This window comes from Pseudoflavonifractor sp. HNCC25GI2, from assembly GCF_058136395.1.
In genome coordinates this window covers 209,408-225,269 of the sequence record NZ_JBYUOW010000002.1, presented here as the reverse complement: position 1 = coordinate 225,269, position 15,862 = coordinate 209,408, and the positions used below count along the sequence as shown (strand labels likewise).

Genomic DNA, 15,862 nt, shown 5'->3' with positions numbered 1-15,862 from the left:
ATCCCGGCAGAGAGACTTCCAGTGCTTCTTGGGGGAGAGCGGGGAGAAAATTCTCTGCCGGCATCGTTCCGCGGCGGAGACAAAAGATTTTTAAAGGGCTGAGCTTGCTTCCGGGGGAAGGAGGGCCGCCATGTCCCGGGGCAGAGGAGCTGTAAAGGTGAGCTCCTGTGCGGTAATGGGGTGGCGGAAGGTAACCTGCCAGGAGTGGAGGGCAGGGCGGGGAATGAGCTCCGGCGCCTCCAGGCCGTAGAGAAAGTCCCCCACCAGAGGGTGGCCTAAGTAGGCCATATGGACCCGAATCTGGTGGGTGCGGCCGGTGTCCAGCTCCAGACGGAGCAGGGAACGGGTCCCGTCGGTCCACAGGGTCTCGTACCGGGTGCGGGCCGCCTTGCCGTCGGGGCGCACCTCCTGCTCCACCAGGGAGCCCGCCTTGGGGCCCAGGGGGGCGTCAATCAGCCCAGAAGGGGGCTGGGGAGCCCCCTCGCACACCGCCAGATAGGTCCGGCGAAACTGGGGGGTGTGGAGCTGCTCCTTCAGCACCTCCTGGGCGTGGGGGTGCTTGGCCACCACCAGCAGGCCGGAGGTGCCCCGATCCAGCCGGTGAACCGGGTGGGCGTCCCCCTCGATTCCCTTTGAATCGTAATAATTGAGCAGGAAATTACAAATTGTATCATCAAAGTGGCCGGGACCGGGGTGTACGGGGACGCCGGGGGCTTTGTTCAGCACCAGCAAGTCCTCGTCCTCGTAGACGATGTCCAGGGGACCGGGAGCGGGGACGATGCCGCTGCGCCGCTCCGGGTCGGACAGCCGCACCGACAGTACCTGCCCCTCCTGGGGGCAGTACCGGGTGTTTACCCGCACCCCATCCACCAGAATGCCGTCCTCCAGCCACTTTACCCGCCGCACCACCGTCCCGGACAAACCCAGGTGCTTTTTCAGCAGAGTGTCCACCTTGATACCTGCCAGCTCCGCCGTGACGGGCAGCTCCAGCCGGCGGCTCACAGCTTTTTGGACAGCCGCCAATAGGCCGCCCCGTACAGGAGGCCGTAGAGCACCAGGCAGCCCACTGCCGCCATGGCCAAACGGGTGTCCACGGCGATGAGAACAAAGGATGCTCCCGTCAGGAGGAAAATGAGGGCGTCCCCGGCAAACTGGGCGGCCTGGGACACCAGGTACTGGCCACGCTCGTCCCGCTCCCGGATGCGGGCGGATTTCCAGCGCTCCGGATGGCGGAGCATCCACTGAGAGCGGAACACGATGCCGCAGGCGGAGATGAGGATGCCGAAGCTGCCGCCCCGGTAGAAGGCCCGGGCTATGTCGCTGAGGGGACTCTGGGGCAGCAGAGTGACGGAGACAATGAGCCCCAGCAGGCCCAGACCGGCCAGCCACAGGCCCACCCTCCGGCGGATGCGGAGGGCCCGGCCGTAGTCGTCCCCCGCGGTACAGCGGTTGAGAATCATAAAAAACCCCTCCCTTACAGACGCCGGTTCCACCGGGCCAGGTTCACAAGGTAAAAGACATTGTGGAGGACAATGGCCCCTGTGGAGAGGAGAATCCACAGCAGGCTCCCCTCTATCAGGGCCACCACAAAGGGGACCCACAGCAGGCACTGCGTCCAAAAAAAGCTGCTCTGGGCGGCCTTCTCCCGGATGGCAATGTTGCGTTCATCGGTCTCCGCCCGCTCCGCCTCCCTGCGCTGCTCCGGGGACAGAGAGCGCATCAGCAGGGGGATGAGCAGAGCGGTTCCTCCCACGCCGCCCAGAGCGCCGCCGCACCCGCACATAAGGCCAATAATGGGGCCGGGCAGGCGATCGCCCAGCACCAGGGCGTATCCGATGAGAAGAAGTCCGGCCAGCAGGCCCAGGGCGCCCAGAACCAATTTTTTATGCTCGCTCTTCATATCCATATCCTTTCCCCGCCAAGCGGCGGATCAAAAGCGCTTTGCCAGAAAACGTACTGCGACCAGGTAGGTAACCAGGCTGAGGAACAAAACCGCCAGCACTGCGGCCACCCCCGGAGTGCACTCCAGGATGTCCAGCACAATATAAGCTGCCAGAAGGAAAAACAGGGTGGCCTGCCAGGTAAAATAGGCCGCCTTTTCCCAGATCATCCGGTTGCGCTCGTCCCGCTCTGCCCGCTCCGCCTGCCGCTTCTTTTCTGGATTCCTTCGCTGAATTGCCCAGCCCACAAGACCGGCAGCGGAGCCGGCGGTCACTGCGCTGAGTACAATCCGAAGGGCCCGGTAATAAGGCGCATCCACTAGCCCGGGCAGGACAGCCATCTGAAGGGGCAGTCCAACGAGCAGAAGGACTCCGCAGGTCCAGGGAAACCAGTTTCGTCTCTTCATGGTGTTTCCTCCTAAATAAGAAGATTTCATCAACGATCAGACCAAAATATTTGGCAATAGTGGGCCGGGCATCAAAATCTTTGATTCAGAACGCGAAGCCGGGCCAGATAGGACAGCATCTGAACACCGAACAGAGCCATCACCATCAGCATGCCGGGCACACAGTCCAGTACAGACATGACCACCCCCGCCGCGGCCAGGGAAAAGAGCATAATCTGCCAGGAGAAGTAGGCCGCCTGACCCCACAAAAACTGGTTGCGCTCGTCGGTCTCCGCCCGTTCCAGCTCCCGCCGCTCCTCCGGCGACGCCTTTTCCCATTGCTTTTTGCGGGTGTACCAATAAAACAGATAGACCGCCAGAACCCAGCCTATGGACATCACTCCTGCCTTCATCGGCTCATATAAGGGTGAGCCCTGCGTGTTGGGTACAACGGTCACCTTCCAGAATGCGCACAGCATCAGCGCGCCATAGGCGACCTTTCCCTTCCAATCTCCTTTCATGGCTCTTCCTCCTCGAACAAAAAGACTTCCTCAATGGTCAGGCCAAAGTATTTGGCAATGCGGTGGGCCAGCAGCAGGGAGGCGTTATACCTCCCACTCTCCAGAGAGATGATGGTCTGACGGGTGACATCCACCGCGTCGGCCAGCTCCGCCTGGGAGATGCGCCGCTCCTTCCGCAGCTGGGCAATTCGATTGGTCACCTTACCGCCTCCAATCTAAGTCAAAAGGTAAAGTTTACTTTACAATCGGAGTATAGCACGCTTTACACTTTGTGTCAAGGTAGCTTTACATTTTGCAGGTGAAAAAATTTCAGTCTCTTTTTCCGTGCCCTTTTTCGGTTCTGTTTGCATTGCGCTGTACCGGACGTTATAATAATGTCTACGGAAGAAACCGAAAATCGGTTTCTTTACGCGGCGGTAGCCGCGCAATTCCATAAAAGCGGATCAAAGAAGCCGCTTTTATGGAATTCAGTCATTGTTACAATGCGTCTTTCTGCCGGCGCGTTGAAACGCGCCGGCAGAACGTACAAGGGGTTTGGACAAAATTGCCCAAACCCCTTGCACTTGCACAAAGCCATTTTGCCCTGAAAGTCTTGGCTTTCAAGGCTTGTGGCTTTGTGCCGTACGCATTATAATAAAGGCGGGAATGTACCCAACCAAGGGAACAAACAAGGAGGATTTCCCATGTTCGGACACAAGAAAGGCCCTGCGTCCCAGGCCCCCGAGCGGGACAAGCTGGGCATTTACATTCATATACCCTTCTGCCGCAGCAAGTGCGACTACTGCGACTTTTACTCGCTGGCCGGCCGGGAGGACCGGATGGACGACTACCAGAAGGCGCTGCTGGCCCATCTGGCGGAGACCGCGCCCCTGGCCAAGGGGATTCCCGTGGACACCATCTACTTCGGCGGCGGCACCCCCAGCTTTTACGGGGACAAGCGGCTGCGGGAGCTGCTGGCGGCCATTGAGAAGCTGTTTACCGTGGAGAAGGGGGCGGAAATTACCCTGGAGGCCAACCCGGACAGCGTGGATTTGAAGGCCCTGAAGCGCCTGCGGAAGGCGGGCTTCAACCGCCTGTCCCTGGGCATGCAGTCGGCCTGTCCGGCGGAGCTGGAGGCGGTCCACCGTCCCCACAGCCCCCGGCAGACGGACGAGGCGGTGACCGCCGCCAAGAAGGCCCGGTTTAAAAATCTCTCTCTGGACCTGATTTACGGCCTGCCCGGCCAGACCATGGAGGAGTGGAAGGCCTCGGTAGAGCACGCCCTGTCCCTCATTCCCCAGCACCTGTCCTGCTACGGACTGAAGGTGGAGGAGGGCACCCCCCTGCAGAAGCGGGTGGAGGCCGGGGAGGTGCTGCCTGACGACGACCAGCAGGCGGACATGTACCTGTGGACGGTGGGCCGTCTGGAGCGGGCGGGCTATCCCCAGTACGAGATCTCCAACTTCGCCAAGCCCAGCTTTGCCTCCCGGCACAACCTGCGCTACTGGCAGCTCAAGCCCTACATCGGCTTCGGCCCCGGGGCCCACTCCGACTTCGGCGGGCGGCGCTACTCCTGGGTCCGGGACCTGGACGGCTACATCGACGGGGTGCTGAAGGGAGGAACCATCCTGGACAGCGAGGAGCTCATCCCCCAGCGGGAGCGGGGCTATGAGTACCTGATGCTCCGGCTGCGTACCGTGGAGGGCATCGAGGAATGGGAGTACCGGGGGACCTACTTCATGGACTTTGCCCCTCTGGAGGCCCGGCTGGAGGAATTCCAGGCCCAGGGCTGGGCAAAGAAGACGGAAGAGGGCCGCTGGCGGCTCACACCCAGGGGCTTTCTCATTTCCAACCAGCTCATCGGCGACCTGCTGGAGCGGCAGGAGCGGGCCGGGTTCCAGGACCTGCTGCCCCGGGCCCGGGAGCAGTTCGGCCATCGGCGGGAGGACGGGTCAAAGTCGTAACGGCTCGATTGGATCCGAAATCTGGAAGCTGCTTTTCGCAAATGGACGGAGCCTTCCTTTGGTTTTCATAAAACTTCCATAATAATGAACAATTTATCATCTGACGCGCAAAATTCATTGCCACCGGGACATAATAGTGCTATAATGTTTGAGATGCTTATGAGAGAGGAAACCTTTTCTCCTCTTTGCGGCCCGACCCTTACGGGCGGCCGGAGCATGATGTGTAGTTTACATATGGCGCGTCCGCGCTGTATTTTCCATATGTCACAGAGATTGTGGCCTTGATAAAGAGGGTGCGTATTTTGACCAAGTATCAAATTCGCGGAGGAAACTCCCTTCACGGTACCATTGAAATCAGCGGCGCCAAGAATGCCGCTGTGGCTATCATTCCCGCCGCCCTGATGGTGGACGGAGTGTGCCGCATTGAAAATATTCCCCAAATCAGCGACGTGACTCTGATCCTCCAGATCCTGCGGGAGCTGGGGGCGGATGTGCGTACCGTCAACCGTACCACCGTTGACGTGGATTGCTCTCATATCCGGAACCGTCAGGTTCCCTACGAGCTGGCCCGGAAGATCCGTGCCAGCTATTACCTTGTGGGCGCCCTGCTGGGCCGGTTCGGCTGGGCCGAGGTGCCCCTGCCCGGCGGCTGCGATCTGGGCGGACGTCCCATTGACCAGCACATCAAGGGCTTTGTGGCCATGGGGGCCGAGGTGGACGTGCGCAACGGCCTCATCTACGCCCAGGTGCCCGGCGGCGGACGGCCCGCCGGCGGCCAGGTCTACCTGGACATGGTCTCTGTGGGCGCCACCATGAACATCATGCTCTGCGCCGCCCTGGCCAACGGCATGACCATCATCGAAAACGCAGCCAAGGAGCCCCACATCGTGGATTTGGCCAACTTCCTCAACTCCATGGGGGCCAACATTATGGGCGCGGGCACCGACGTCATCAAGATCCGCGGCGTGGAACGCCTGAAGGGCGGCACCTACTCCATCATCCCCGACCAGATTGAGGCGGGCACCTATATGGCTGCCGTGGCCGCCGCCGGGGGCGAGGTGCTCATTAAGAACGTCATCCCCAAGCACCTGGACTGCATCACCGCCAAGCTGGTGGAGATGGGTGTGGACGTGGAAGAGCAGGACGACGCCGTGCTGGTGCGCCGCTCCGGTCCCCTCAGCCGGGTGAATGTGAAGACCATGCCCTATCCCGGCTTCCCCACCGACATGCAGCCCCAGATTGCCGCTGTGCTGTGCACTGCCCGGGGGACCAGCGTCCTCACCGAGGGCGTGTGGGAGAACCGTTACCGCTATGTGGACGAGTTCCGCCGCATGGGCGCTTCCATCCAGGTTGACGGCAAGGTAGCCGTCATTGAGGGCGTGGAGAAGCTCACCGGCGCCCCGGTTCATGCCTGCGACCTGCGGGCGGGAGCGGCCATGGTGATTGCCGGCCTGTGCGCCCAGGGCGTCACGGAGATTGACGGCATCTACCACATCGAGCGCGGCTATGAAACCCTGGTGGAGAAGCTCTCCGGCGTGGGGGCCGACATTCGGATCATCAACACCCCCGACGAGGAGGAGCAGTCCCAGGCGGGCTGAGCCATTGTAGGATTTGCAATCAGGAGTCAGGCACGAGGAATTCCCGAAGGCTGGGAGGCTTCCTCCTTCCTGACTCCTGATTTTTTGCAGAGCCCGGGCATTTGTTCCGGGCCTGGATACGAAACGAGGGAGGGCGTCCTTTTGCTTACGGTTACCACCCTGGCCAGCGGCTCCAGCGGCAACGCCGCCCTGGTGTCCTGCGGCCGGACTCATATTCTGCTGGACGCGGGCATCTCCGCCCGGCGGATTACCACGGCGCTGAAGGCTCTGGGTGTCCCGCCCCAGGAGCTGTCCGCCATCGTCATTACCCACGAGCACCACGACCATGTCAGCGGCCTGGGGGTGCTGTGCAAGCAGATTCCCGCCTCTGTGGCGGCCTCTCCCGCCACCTGCCGGTACCTGGCGGACAAGCTGCCCCAGCTGCAGGGGCGGCTGCGGGGCCAGGAGCCGGGCACCGGGGTGCAGATGGGAGAGATCTGGGTGGAGTCCTTCGCCACCCCCCACGACGCCGCGGGCAGCGTAGGCTACTCCTTTTCCGCTGAGGGGCGGCGGCTGGTGCTGTGTACCGACCTGGGGTACGTCACCCCGGAGGTCAAACGGGCGGCGGAGGGCTGCGACCTCCTTATCTGCGAGACCAATCACGATGAGGACTGGGTGCGGACCGGCCCCTATCCCTATTACTTAAAGCAGCGGGTGCTGGGCGACCGGGGCCACCTGTCCAACGAGGCAGGGGCTGAGCTGGCCGCCCTGGCGGTGGAGAGCGGAGCCCGCACGGTGATTCTGGCCCATCTGTCCTCGGAGAACAACACCCCCGCCCACGCCCGGGCGGCGGTGTGCCGGAGGCTGAGCGCCATGGGCTGTGACCCGGAGCGGGATATCTGTCTGGCGGTGGCACCCCGGAAGGAGACGGGACCGGTGTACCGGCTGGAGGAGGACGGGGCCGCCGTGGCCTTCGCCCTGCGGGGGGCGGCCCTATGCTGAGCATTCATCTCATCTGCGTGGGTAAGCTGAAGGAGAAGTTTTATCTGGAGGCCTCCGCCGAGTATAAAAAGCGGCTGTCCGGCTACTGCTCCTTCACCCTCACCGAGATTCCCGAGGAGCGGCTGCCTGCCAGCCCCTCCCAGGCCCAGATTGACGCCGCCCTGGAGCGGGAGGCATCCGCCATCCGGGCCAAAATCCCCCAAAACAGCCGTCTGGTGTGCCTGTGCGTGGAGGGGAAGCCCCGCTCCAGCCCGGAGCTGGCCAAGCTGGTAGCGGACTTTGCCCAGAGCGGTCAGCGGCATCTGGTCTTTGTCATCGGCGGGTCCTACGGTATGGCGGAGAGCCTGAAGCGGGAGGCCTGGCTGAAGCTGTCCATGTCCCCCATGACCTTCCCCCACCACCTGGCCCGTGTGATGGTGCTGGAGCAGATTTACCGGGCCTTCAAAATTAACGAGGGCTCTAGCTATCACAAGTAAAGACAAATGACATACCCCCCTGTGAAAGGTAAGATTCCTTATTTTCCACAGGGGGGTATTATAATTACAATTAAGATTTAAGGTGAAACAGGACTACAAAATCAAATGTTTAAATTTAAAACCGTTTTATTCTGGTGCTAAAATATCAACTTTTTAAATCACTGGGAATAACTGGCATCGCTGGATTGTTGTTGTTACTGCAGTGTAATGCTATAATAAAATATAAATTTTTATACTACTGACTGTTGTGTCCTGGGTTACTTTTTTGAAATACGCAGATAGAGTTAGTGTTTATGCTATCAATTAAAATTGCGGATGGGTGTGATACATTATGACGTTAGAAAATTTGCAGTATTTCCTTGTTGCGGCAGAGGAATTAAACTTTACTCGTGCTGCGCAGAAACTATTTATTACCCAGCAATCTTTAAGTAATCACATTGCAAAGATTGAGGAATACTATGACTGTAAACTTTTTGACCGAACCGCCCCTATGTCTTTAACTCCTGAGGGTATTGAACTTGTCAATAGGACCAAAGAGTTGCTGGGATTAGCCGATGACATAGAGCGCAGAATTCGGGACATGAAAGATTTTAAGCGCGGTGTGCTGACTATCGGTATCACCCGGGTCCGTGGTGCTATCTACCTGACGCCGCTATTACCAAGATATAGAAAAAAATTTCCAAACATTCAAATTAAGATTATTGAGGGCTCTGCGCCAGAAATTGAAGATGTGCTACGCAGAGCTAAGGTTGATATTACGATTGCCGCTCATCCCAAAAACGATTTTGAGGTGGTAAGTATCCCTTTTTGGACAGAGCATATTGTTGCAGTAATTCCCCATGCCATTATGGATAGTCAACTCGGAGAGTACAAGGAGATACTGCTGCGTTCTTTGAAAGAAAAAGAGCCGTTCGACTGGCGTATTTTGAAAGATTGCCCCTTTATTGCGCTGAATCCTCAGCATCAATCTGGCGTCCCATTTTATAAAATATGCAAAGAACTTGAGATCACACCTAACATTGTGTTGGAGGCACAGACAATTGACACGCTGTTGCGCCTGTGCTTTGACGGTATGGGAATACTGGTCTGTCCCGATATTTTCTTATATCCGTACCAGAAAATTTACAAAAGTATGGAACACAAAACTTATATATTTCCCTGGTATAATGGCCTCTCCCGCGAGATTTGCGTCAATTATTTAAATAAGAAGTACCTCTCTATGGCTGCCAGAGAGTTGATTGATATGATTCTTGGAGAACGCTATCTAACCTGAACAGAAGAACATTTTGGTTAGTAGTCAATATTTGTGTGGTGCTTTCTCACAGCCTTTTGGCTGGTGACTTACTCCAAAACGTTGTTAGACAATTTGTGGCGTGAATGATATATATAAATAAACCAGCAAATTCTTTACTTTGCTGCATTGTAAAAGAAACGACGTTTAGAGGAGGCGCGACACCATGAGTGAGGCATTCATTTCCGCAAAACGAGGTATTATCGGAGACGGTAAAAAGGTTCTGTCTCCAATTTGGGTGGGAATCGATGGCGACAAAATTACGTATGTCAGCGACCGCAAACCCGAGGCTGCAAACGATCACAATACCACCAGCATGGGTGACTGTACCCTAACTCCGGGACTTTTTAACCTCCATGACCATGTAAACCGTAAGGCACTGCGAGACGAACCTTCCTCGCTCCCGCTCAATGTGCGTTCCAAAACGTTTATGGCTCAGCCCTACCAGTATATGTTGCTGCACGGCGTGCACAATGTGAAGAATATGCTCACCGAAGGAATTACCTTCATTCGGGACTTCGGTTTGGGTGAATACACAGCTATCAACCTCAAGCGAGGAATTAAGGAAGGCTTGGTTCCTGGACCTGAGATGATGGTTTGCGGTCTCGATATCTGTATGAGCGGTGGTCACTGTCATGCTGCAGCTTTGCAGGTGGACGGCCCTGCCGAGGTGATGAAGGCGGTACGGGAGCAAATCCGTGCTGGAGCTGATTTTATCAAATTCATGGCTAGCGGAGGCTTAGAAAACTTTCCCCGTGAGGATCCCAAGTATCCCGAATTTACGCTGGAAGAGTTACGTGCGGGCATCGAAGTCGCACACGACGCTGGAGTGAAAACTGCTGCCCACGTTTACCCAAAGGCGGCTATCATGCGGGTGCTGAATGCAGGAATTGACTGTGTGGAGCATGGGGTGCAGATGGATGATGAGTGCATTGACCTTATGGTGAAAAAAAACATCCCGGTTGTCCCTACTATGACCGGTGTGAAAGGTTCGTATTTTATCAAGCCCATTACAGAAGAGAAGCAGCGTAGTATTCCCCTGCTGGAGGAGCGTATTTGGGGGCCACATGCCATCTCTGTCCGAAAAGCGGTTCAGGCGGGCCTTCTGGTTGGCACAGGTACGGACAGTTACGGCCGTCTCAGCGATGAGATTCGTTCCATTGCTGCGGCAGCGGATCTCTCTCCAGTCCAAGCCATTGCCCACGCCACCAGCATCTCTGCAAAGATTGTGGATCGCCCGGAACTTGGTTTGCTGGAAGTAGGAAAGCATGCCAACATTGCCGCATTCCCCGGCGACTTGACAGAATCTCTCGATACCATTGACCGGGCCTCCCAGCTCTGGTTGCATGGCAAGTCCATGTTGTAAGGACGGTGGGAGAGATGAATCGCAGGATTTTGTTGGAATGGCCGGATTTGAATTTATCCGCTGTGGCCGAACTGGCTGATGATAAAAACCCCGAACTATGTAACGATCTTTGGAACGCACTTCCCATTTGCAGTATTATGAACAATGCTGTCATTACCGATGGGTCTATGTACTGCTGGCTTCCGATTTTAAGCTTTGCTCCTATTCACTTCAAGGAGCGGATTGATCAGGCTCCCATTGGTCGTTTGCGGTATTCCCAGGGAACCGGAAACAAACTAATTGTCCAATATTCCCAGTGCTATGAGGATGTAAACGGCACAGTGCTGGGCGCAGTTATTCCCGAAGATATCGATACCATAAAACGGGTGGGAGAAAAGGCGCGGGAAGCTATTTTTATGACTAAACAAGAACTGCACATCAAAATTTCTCGCCTAGATAGATCTGAAACTCGACAGGCCGCAAAGCCAAGCGTGAAACTCCCCGAGAATTGCGCTCAAGCAGTAACCGACTTAGTAGGTCGAATCCTCGACAAGGCATTTGAGGCTACCCAGGTCGAGCCGGAGGACAACAAAAAAGCCCGCACGGGGCGGGTGGCAGGTGTAGGTTCCTGCGGACAATACTTCAGCACCTGGGAGTTTGTTTACAGCTTGAGCCGGGATCTCTCCATGTACACACTCTATCCAATCTCCCATATGTGCCGCACCACGTCCTTGTCCGTGCGGGAGTTGGAGCAAATTTATTGCGAGTTAGAGCCGGGCTACACAGGAGTGCTGGGCTCTTACGGCCTCACTGACCTGCGTGACTTTGCCAAGGAGATCCGGCATCTCATGCAGGAACACTGTATTACTCGTGATGAGTTTCAGTGTGTTGTGGACGCATTTACTCTCTATACCAATCAAGTTGCTGCTTGGGCCTACTTCTACTTCCCATGGGGAATTGGAACCTCTTGCTTCCGTTTTCAGGAGGGCTACAAGGAATATCAGATGAAGTAACCCTTATCTTCCCGCATCAAAGGGAGGAAAGGTGGGCGCCATTTCAAGAAGGTGAACAGGACTGTTATTCGGATAAGGAGGATATGAAACATGACAAAGAGATTGATTGGGACGTTGCTTGTCTCCGCTGTGCTGTTGAGCTGCCTATCAGCCTGCGGCAACTCATCCAGTTCTGCAGGTACTTCTTCGCCGTCTGATTCAGAACAAAAGGAAACCATAACTTTGAAACTGGCCACTGAGATGGCAGATGGTTCGCCCGAGGCGGATGCCACTTACGCCTTTGCCGACAACGTCTATGAGCAGACAAACGGGGAAGTCAAAATCGAGGTTTATACTTCCGGGCAGCTAGGAGAACCAGCGACTGTCATTGAGAGCGCACAGTTGGGCAACGTGGACATCATTATCCTGCCTGCCAGCGACTTTAAGACCTTTGATGAGATTTTTGGCTTGGAAGCCATCCCGTTTTTGTATGCAGACAATGATTCGGTGGCCAAAATTCTGAAAGAGAGCGGTGCAGCTGACACACAGATCCAGATTTTGAAGGATAACGGGCTGATTTTGCTGAATGAGGCTCGGAATGCGTTCCGGGGTCCCTATCGGGTAATGGTTTCCAAAACTCCTGTCCGTACCATTGACGATTTACAGGGTCTCCGCTTCCGCACGTTTGAAAACAAGAATTACAATGAGGCTTATACCATTTTAGGTGCCAATCCCATTGTAATTGCTTACAGTGAAACCTATATGGCACTGCAAAACGGGCTGGCCGATGCCTGTACCTGTGCTATCAGTGATTTGAAGAGTCAACACTTTACAGAAGTTGCTCCTTATGTCACCAATATCAATGAATATGTGTCTACTGTACTTCTTTTGGCCGGCAGTTCTACTTATGAAGGGCTGTCAGAGGAAAATCAGGCTATCCTGAAGTCCTGTGCCGACCAATTTGGTGAGGATTTGGAGGAGTTGTCCCTCGCCAGCCTCCAGGGAGATCTGGACGAGATGGCGGCTGCTGGTGTGGAGTTTATTGACATCGATACCGCTCCTGCGCGCGAGGCACTGAAAGACTTCTACTATTCTATGGAGGAAAATGGAGCGCTGCCCGCCGGAACCGTGGATATCGTTCTGGCGCAGTAATGGTACCGAGGCATATGGGGCTTGCACGAAAAACGAACCGCACCTGTTTATACAACAAAATGGTTTACTTTTTCGTTGTACGCCCTTGAGATAGGTAACGTTTTCTTACTGACAGGCAGGCACAATACAGTTATCGGCATGTATCGGCATGTATTGTGCCTGCCTCATTTAAACAATAACCAACAAGAACCGCGCTGTCGCCCTTTTGGGTGCACATTTAGTACTTAATATAACCTGCAGTCGCCGTTGATAGCCCGTGGATATCGCTTGCTGGGCGATGCCTGTGGTGCTTAAACTGCAAAATATCAAGATATAAGCTGAAGATATTTTCATCGTCGCGGCTGCGCTGTCAGGAGGGGGTTAATTTTGATAAGCAAGCTAATCAAACATGTCGCAGACATTATGATGGCCATTGCCGTTATCGCATTGATTCTGGCAGTAGCTGTAAACGCTTATGAAATCGTAGGACGAATGGTGTTTGCAAAAAGCCTACTGTGGATCCAGGACTTTACACTCCTGTGCATGATGTGGTTTATTTTCCCCGGTATGGTCAAGATTTCTCACAAGGGCACCGATGTGGTTGTCGACTATTTCTTCGGGAAATTTCCACCAAAGGCAAAAAACATAATTGTGGTGTTTAACGATATTGTTGTTGCAGTCACCTGTGCAATTCTCTTTGTCTTCAGCGTAAATTTGGCTATCCTGCGTCAGGGAAAAGCCATGTCGGCGTCGGAAATTCCTCTCATTTATTATACCCTTGCCATGAATGTTTCCTTTTTCCTGATGGCCGTTATGTATTTTGAAAAATTTATTAAGCGCATTACCGCACATAAGGAAGGGGGAAGCTGTAGATGATAGCGGGTCTGGCACTCATCGTTGTATTTTTAGTTGTTATCGTACTCGGGATGCCCATTAGTATGGGTATGGGCATTGGCACCATGACGTCTCTGCTTTTGGGCGGTTATGATATTTCTACACTTCCGTTGCTGATTCAAAAAGGAGCCAACTCCTATACGCTAGTAGCAATTCCTTACTTCATTCTGGCTGCCAATATTATGAACCGGAGTGGAATTACCAATCGTATTTTTGATTTTTGCGAGTCTCTTTGCTGTTGGATGCATGGCGGTCTGGCACAGGTCAATGTGGTGGCCAGCGTAATCTTTGCAGGTATATCCGGAACTTCCTCCGGAGATGCCGCTGGCCTTGGAATGATTGAAATTGAGGCCATGACGCGAAAAGGATATGATCGTGGCTGGTCCGTGGCTGTCACCATGGCCTCCTCCATTTTGGGGCCCATTATTCCTCCCAGTGTGGCGTTTATTGTATATGCAAGTCTTACCGGCGTCTCTGTTACAGAACTTTTTGTCGCCGGCGTCGTCCCCGGCATTGTTCTAGCAGCCTGTCTGATGGCTGCAAATACCGTTATTGCAAGAAGCGGCAAAGTGGCTTGCCCTCCGCCGGAAAAGTTTGATATAAAACGTGTCTGGGTTACGTTTAAAAGTGGATTTTGGGCGCTTCTGGCCCCGGTTATCCTTTTGGTTTCCCTGTTCAGCGGTGTAGTAACCGCCACTGAAACTGGAATTATCGCCGTTTTGTACTCTTTAATTGCCGGTGCAATTTATAAGGAACTGCATGTAAAGGATTTGATTGCCACCCTCATTGACACTATTGAATCGTCTGCCATCATTATGTTCATGATCGGAATGGGCAGCGGCATCGGTTATGTGCTGACTTTGGAACGGCTGCCTCATCTGCTCACGGAAGCTATGCTTACCTTTACTTCCAACAAGTATGTGATGCTGTTCCTGATTCTCATTTTCCTGACCATCATGGGAATGTTTCTGGAAGCAACGGTTATCCGCATTATCACTGTACCCCTTCTTTTGCCTGTCATTCAGGCCATGAACATCGATCTCCTTCACTTCGGCGTCATTCACACGCTGGTCGGCCTTCTCGGAACCATGACCCCGCCGGTGGGCTCAGGCCTAATGATCATGTGTACGGTATCTAAAATGAAGTTCTCAGAGATCGTAAAGTCCACCATATATGTATGGATTCCGCTGGTTATAGCCATGCTGTTGATTACCTACATCCCCGCTATCACCACATGGCTACCAAACTTTATTTTCGGGTAGTGGCGGGACTGCTGCCCGCAAGGTTTTCATTCGACACTTACCAACATATGCATTCCCTCGGCCTAACAAAGAAGCCCACGGATTGGAGACAGTAGCTGCTTCCGCTGTTCCCAATCCGCGGGTTTCTTTCTCTTATACTCCGGTCAAATCGAAGGGAGGCGTATACTCCTCCTTGGCGCTGGTGCGCTCCTGGGTGAAGCCGTCCAGGCCCAGGGCGGCCATGTAGTCCTGAGCCGCCCGCATTTCCCCCCGGCGGAGCCGCCGGTTGACCTCCGGCACCTGGGACAGGTCGCCCCAGGGCGTGTACTGGCTCATGAGGGAGAAGAGCACCGTATGGGGCGGAAAGGTCTCGGCCACCCAGTCCATCACCGCCTTGGCTCCCTGTACCTGCCCGGGCAGAATGAGGTGGCGGATGATGACGCCCCGGGTGAGCAGGCCGTCCTCGTCAAACTGGCAGGGGCCTGTCTGGCGGACCATCTCCTGAATGGCGGCGGAGGCTACCTCCGGGTAGTCGGGAGCGCCCGAATAGCGCTGGGCCGCTGCCGGGTCCAGGTACTTGAAGTCGGGGAGGTAAATCTGCACCTTCCCCTCCAGGGCGCGGAGGGTGTCCACCTTCTCGTAGCCCCCGCAGTTGTAGACCACCGGCACGGGTAGGGGCCGTTCCAGCAGGGAGGCCAGGACGTGGGCATAGTGGGTGGGGGTGACGAAGTTGATGTTGTGGGCCCCCTGGGCGATGAGCTCCTGACAGATGTCCCACAGCCGCTCCTCCGTCACCGGCTTTCCGAAGTTCCGTTGGCTGATGTCCCCGTTCTGGCAGAAGACACAGCCAAGGGGACAGCCGGTGAAGAAGACGGTGCCCGAGCCCCGGGTGCCCGAGATGGGGGGCTCCTCCCAGTGGTGAAGGGCTGCCCGGGCCAGCAGCGGGGTCTCCGGCATGCGGCACAGGCCTTGTCCTTCCGTAGCGGTGCGCAGAGCCCCGCAGTTCCGGGGGCACAGGCGGCAGATCATGGGTGTGTCTCTCCTTCCGTTGGTGTTCCAGCCAAAATCCAAAGGGCGGGCATATTTGGAATATGCCCGCCCCAGTTTTTTTAGCTCTGAACAG

General features: G+C 55.4%; 17 protein-coding genes. 10 read left to right on the top strand and 7 right to left on the bottom strand.

All coding sequences use genetic code 11. The annotated features are described in order from the left end of the window. Positions 1 to 90 precede the first annotated feature (90 nt). The 6 genes from AC3YUO_RS03615 to AC3YUO_RS03590 all read right to left on the bottom strand — a co-directional run bounded on the left by AC3YUO_RS03615 (position 91) and on the right by AC3YUO_RS03590 (position 3,047). The gene (locus AC3YUO_RS03615) at positions 91 to 1,023 is read right to left on the bottom strand and encodes an RluA family pseudouridine synthase (RefSeq protein WP_489961688.1); all 933 of its coding nucleotides are present in this window, start codon (positions 1,021 to 1,023) and stop codon (positions 91 to 93) included. After that, positions 999 to 1,460, bottom strand: a complete 462-nt coding sequence (locus AC3YUO_RS03610; protein WP_489961687.1) for a hypothetical protein — start codon at positions 1,458 to 1,460, stop codon at positions 999 to 1,001. The genes AC3YUO_RS03615 and AC3YUO_RS03610 overlap by 25 nt, the downstream gene beginning before the upstream one ends. A gap of 14 nt (positions 1,461 to 1,474) precedes the next feature. After that, positions 1,475 to 1,900: a hypothetical protein gene (locus AC3YUO_RS03605; protein WP_489961686.1), complete on the bottom strand. Its 426-nt coding sequence runs from the start codon at positions 1,898 to 1,900 to the stop codon at positions 1,475 to 1,477. Between the two features lie 30 nt (positions 1,901 to 1,930). Further along, positions 1,931 to 2,347: a DUF2178 domain-containing protein gene (locus AC3YUO_RS03600; protein WP_489961685.1), complete on the bottom strand. Its 417-nt coding sequence runs from the start codon at positions 2,345 to 2,347 to the stop codon at positions 1,931 to 1,933. Between the two features lie 71 nt (positions 2,348 to 2,418). Further along, positions 2,419 to 2,847 (bottom strand): hypothetical protein, encoded by a 429-nt coding sequence (locus AC3YUO_RS03595; protein WP_489961684.1) that lies wholly within the window; start codon positions 2,845 to 2,847, stop codon positions 2,419 to 2,421. Beyond that, positions 2,844 to 3,047, bottom strand: coding sequence for a helix-turn-helix transcriptional regulator (locus AC3YUO_RS03590; RefSeq protein ID WP_118641645.1), 204 nt, complete (start codon positions 3,045 to 3,047; stop codon positions 2,844 to 2,846). Before AC3YUO_RS03590 ends, AC3YUO_RS03595 begins: the two co-directional genes overlap by 4 nt. A 483-nt stretch (positions 3,048 to 3,530) precedes the next feature. On the opposite strand from AC3YUO_RS03590, the gene hemW reads away from it, so the two are divergent. The 10 genes from hemW to AC3YUO_RS03540 all read left to right on the top strand — a co-directional run bounded on the left by hemW (position 3,531) and on the right by AC3YUO_RS03540 (position 14,760). Beyond that, positions 3,531 to 4,790 carry a radical SAM family heme chaperone HemW gene (hemW, locus tag AC3YUO_RS03585; protein WP_489961683.1) on the top strand — a complete coding sequence of 420 codons (1,260 nt, stop codon included), beginning with the start codon at positions 3,531 to 3,533 and terminating at the stop codon, positions 4,788 to 4,790. Between the two features lie 302 nt (positions 4,791 to 5,092). After that, positions 5,093 to 6,388 (top strand): UDP-N-acetylglucosamine 1-carboxyvinyltransferase, encoded by a 1,296-nt coding sequence (gene murA, locus AC3YUO_RS03580; protein ID WP_489961682.1) that lies wholly within the window; start codon positions 5,093 to 5,095, stop codon positions 6,386 to 6,388. Positions 6,389 to 6,529: 141 nt separating this feature from the next. Continuing rightward, positions 6,530 to 7,369 (top strand): MBL fold metallo-hydrolase, encoded by an 840-nt coding sequence (locus AC3YUO_RS03575; protein WP_489961681.1) that lies wholly within the window; start codon positions 6,530 to 6,532, stop codon positions 7,367 to 7,369. Continuing rightward, on the top strand, positions 7,363 to 7,845 hold the full coding sequence (gene rlmH / locus AC3YUO_RS03570) for a 23S rRNA (pseudouridine(1915)-N(3))-methyltransferase RlmH (protein ID WP_489961680.1): 483 nt from the start codon (positions 7,363 to 7,365) through the stop codon (positions 7,843 to 7,845). Before AC3YUO_RS03575 ends, rlmH begins: the two co-directional genes overlap by 7 nt. Before the next feature lie 331 nt (positions 7,846 to 8,176). Further along, positions 8,177 to 9,118 carry a LysR family transcriptional regulator gene (locus AC3YUO_RS03565; RefSeq protein WP_489961679.1) on the top strand — a complete coding sequence of 314 codons (942 nt, stop codon included), beginning with the start codon at positions 8,177 to 8,179 and terminating at the stop codon, positions 9,116 to 9,118. 184 nt (positions 9,119 to 9,302) lie between these two features. Beyond that, complete coding sequence (locus AC3YUO_RS03560) at positions 9,303 to 10,502, top strand: amidohydrolase family protein (RefSeq protein ID WP_489961678.1); 1,200 nt, start codon at positions 9,303 to 9,305, stop codon at positions 10,500 to 10,502. A 14-nt stretch (positions 10,503 to 10,516) separates the two neighbouring features. After that, positions 10,517 to 11,494: a cucumopine synthase-related protein gene (locus tag AC3YUO_RS03555; RefSeq protein ID WP_489961677.1), complete on the top strand. Its 978-nt coding sequence runs from the start codon at positions 10,517 to 10,519 to the stop codon at positions 11,492 to 11,494. Between the two features lie 90 nt (positions 11,495 to 11,584). Then, positions 11,585 to 12,625, top strand: coding sequence for a TRAP transporter substrate-binding protein (locus AC3YUO_RS03550; RefSeq protein ID WP_489961676.1), 1,041 nt, complete (start codon positions 11,585 to 11,587; stop codon positions 12,623 to 12,625). A gap of 366 nt (positions 12,626 to 12,991) precedes the next feature. Beyond that, positions 12,992 to 13,480 carry a TRAP transporter small permease gene (locus tag AC3YUO_RS03545; RefSeq protein ID WP_489961675.1) on the top strand — a complete coding sequence of 163 codons (489 nt, stop codon included), beginning with the start codon at positions 12,992 to 12,994 and terminating at the stop codon, positions 13,478 to 13,480. Next, positions 13,477 to 14,760, top strand: a complete 1,284-nt coding sequence (locus AC3YUO_RS03540) for a TRAP transporter large permease (protein ID WP_489961674.1) — start codon at positions 13,477 to 13,479, stop codon at positions 14,758 to 14,760. Before AC3YUO_RS03545 ends, AC3YUO_RS03540 begins: the two co-directional genes overlap by 4 nt. Before the next feature lie 132 nt (positions 14,761 to 14,892). On the opposite strand, the gene AC3YUO_RS03535 is transcribed toward AC3YUO_RS03540, so the two are convergent. Next, on the bottom strand, positions 14,893 to 15,768 hold the full coding sequence (locus AC3YUO_RS03535) for a radical SAM protein (RefSeq protein ID WP_489961921.1): 876 nt from the start codon (positions 15,766 to 15,768) through the stop codon (positions 14,893 to 14,895). Between the last annotated feature and the right edge of the window lie 94 nt (positions 15,769 to 15,862).

What these genes read in the sequence shown, in the direction of transcription:
- AC3YUO_RS03560 (WP_489961678.1), top strand. Translation starts at nt 9,303, where the DNA reads ATGAGTGAGGCATTCATTTCCGCAAAACGAGGTATTATCGGAGACGGT.
- AC3YUO_RS03550 (WP_489961676.1), top strand. Translation starts at nt 11,585, where the DNA reads ATGACAAAGAGATTGATTGGGACGTTGCTTGTCTCCGCTGTGCTGTTG.
- AC3YUO_RS03540 (WP_489961674.1), top strand. Translation starts at nt 13,477, where the DNA reads ATGATAGCGGGTCTGGCACTCATCGTTGTATTTTTAGTTGTTATCGTA.
- rlmH (WP_489961680.1), top strand. Translation starts at nt 7,363, where the DNA reads ATGCTGAGCATTCATCTCATCTGCGTGGGTAAGCTGAAGGAGAAGTTT.
- AC3YUO_RS03555 (WP_489961677.1), top strand. Translation starts at nt 10,517, where the DNA reads ATGAATCGCAGGATTTTGTTGGAATGGCCGGATTTGAATTTATCCGCT.
- AC3YUO_RS03605 (WP_489961686.1), bottom strand. Translation starts at nt 1,900, where the DNA reads ATGAAGAGCGAGCATAAAAAATTGGTTCTGGGCGCCCTGGGCCTGCTG.
- AC3YUO_RS03595 (WP_489961684.1), bottom strand. Translation starts at nt 2,847, where the DNA reads ATGAAAGGAGATTGGAAGGGAAAGGTCGCCTATGGCGCGCTGATGCTG.
- AC3YUO_RS03535 (WP_489961921.1), bottom strand. Translation starts at nt 15,768, where the DNA reads ATGATCTGCCGCCTGTGCCCCCGGAACTGCGGGGCTCTGCGCACCGCT.
- AC3YUO_RS03600 (WP_489961685.1), bottom strand. Translation starts at nt 2,347, where the DNA reads ATGAAGAGACGAAACTGGTTTCCCTGGACCTGCGGAGTCCTTCTGCTC.
- AC3YUO_RS03565 (WP_489961679.1), top strand. Translation starts at nt 8,177, where the DNA reads ATGACGTTAGAAAATTTGCAGTATTTCCTTGTTGCGGCAGAGGAATTA.
- AC3YUO_RS03610 (WP_489961687.1), bottom strand. Translation starts at nt 1,460, where the DNA reads ATGATTCTCAACCGCTGTACCGCGGGGGACGACTACGGCCGGGCCCTC.
- hemW (WP_489961683.1), top strand. Translation starts at nt 3,531, where the DNA reads ATGTTCGGACACAAGAAAGGCCCTGCGTCCCAGGCCCCCGAGCGGGAC.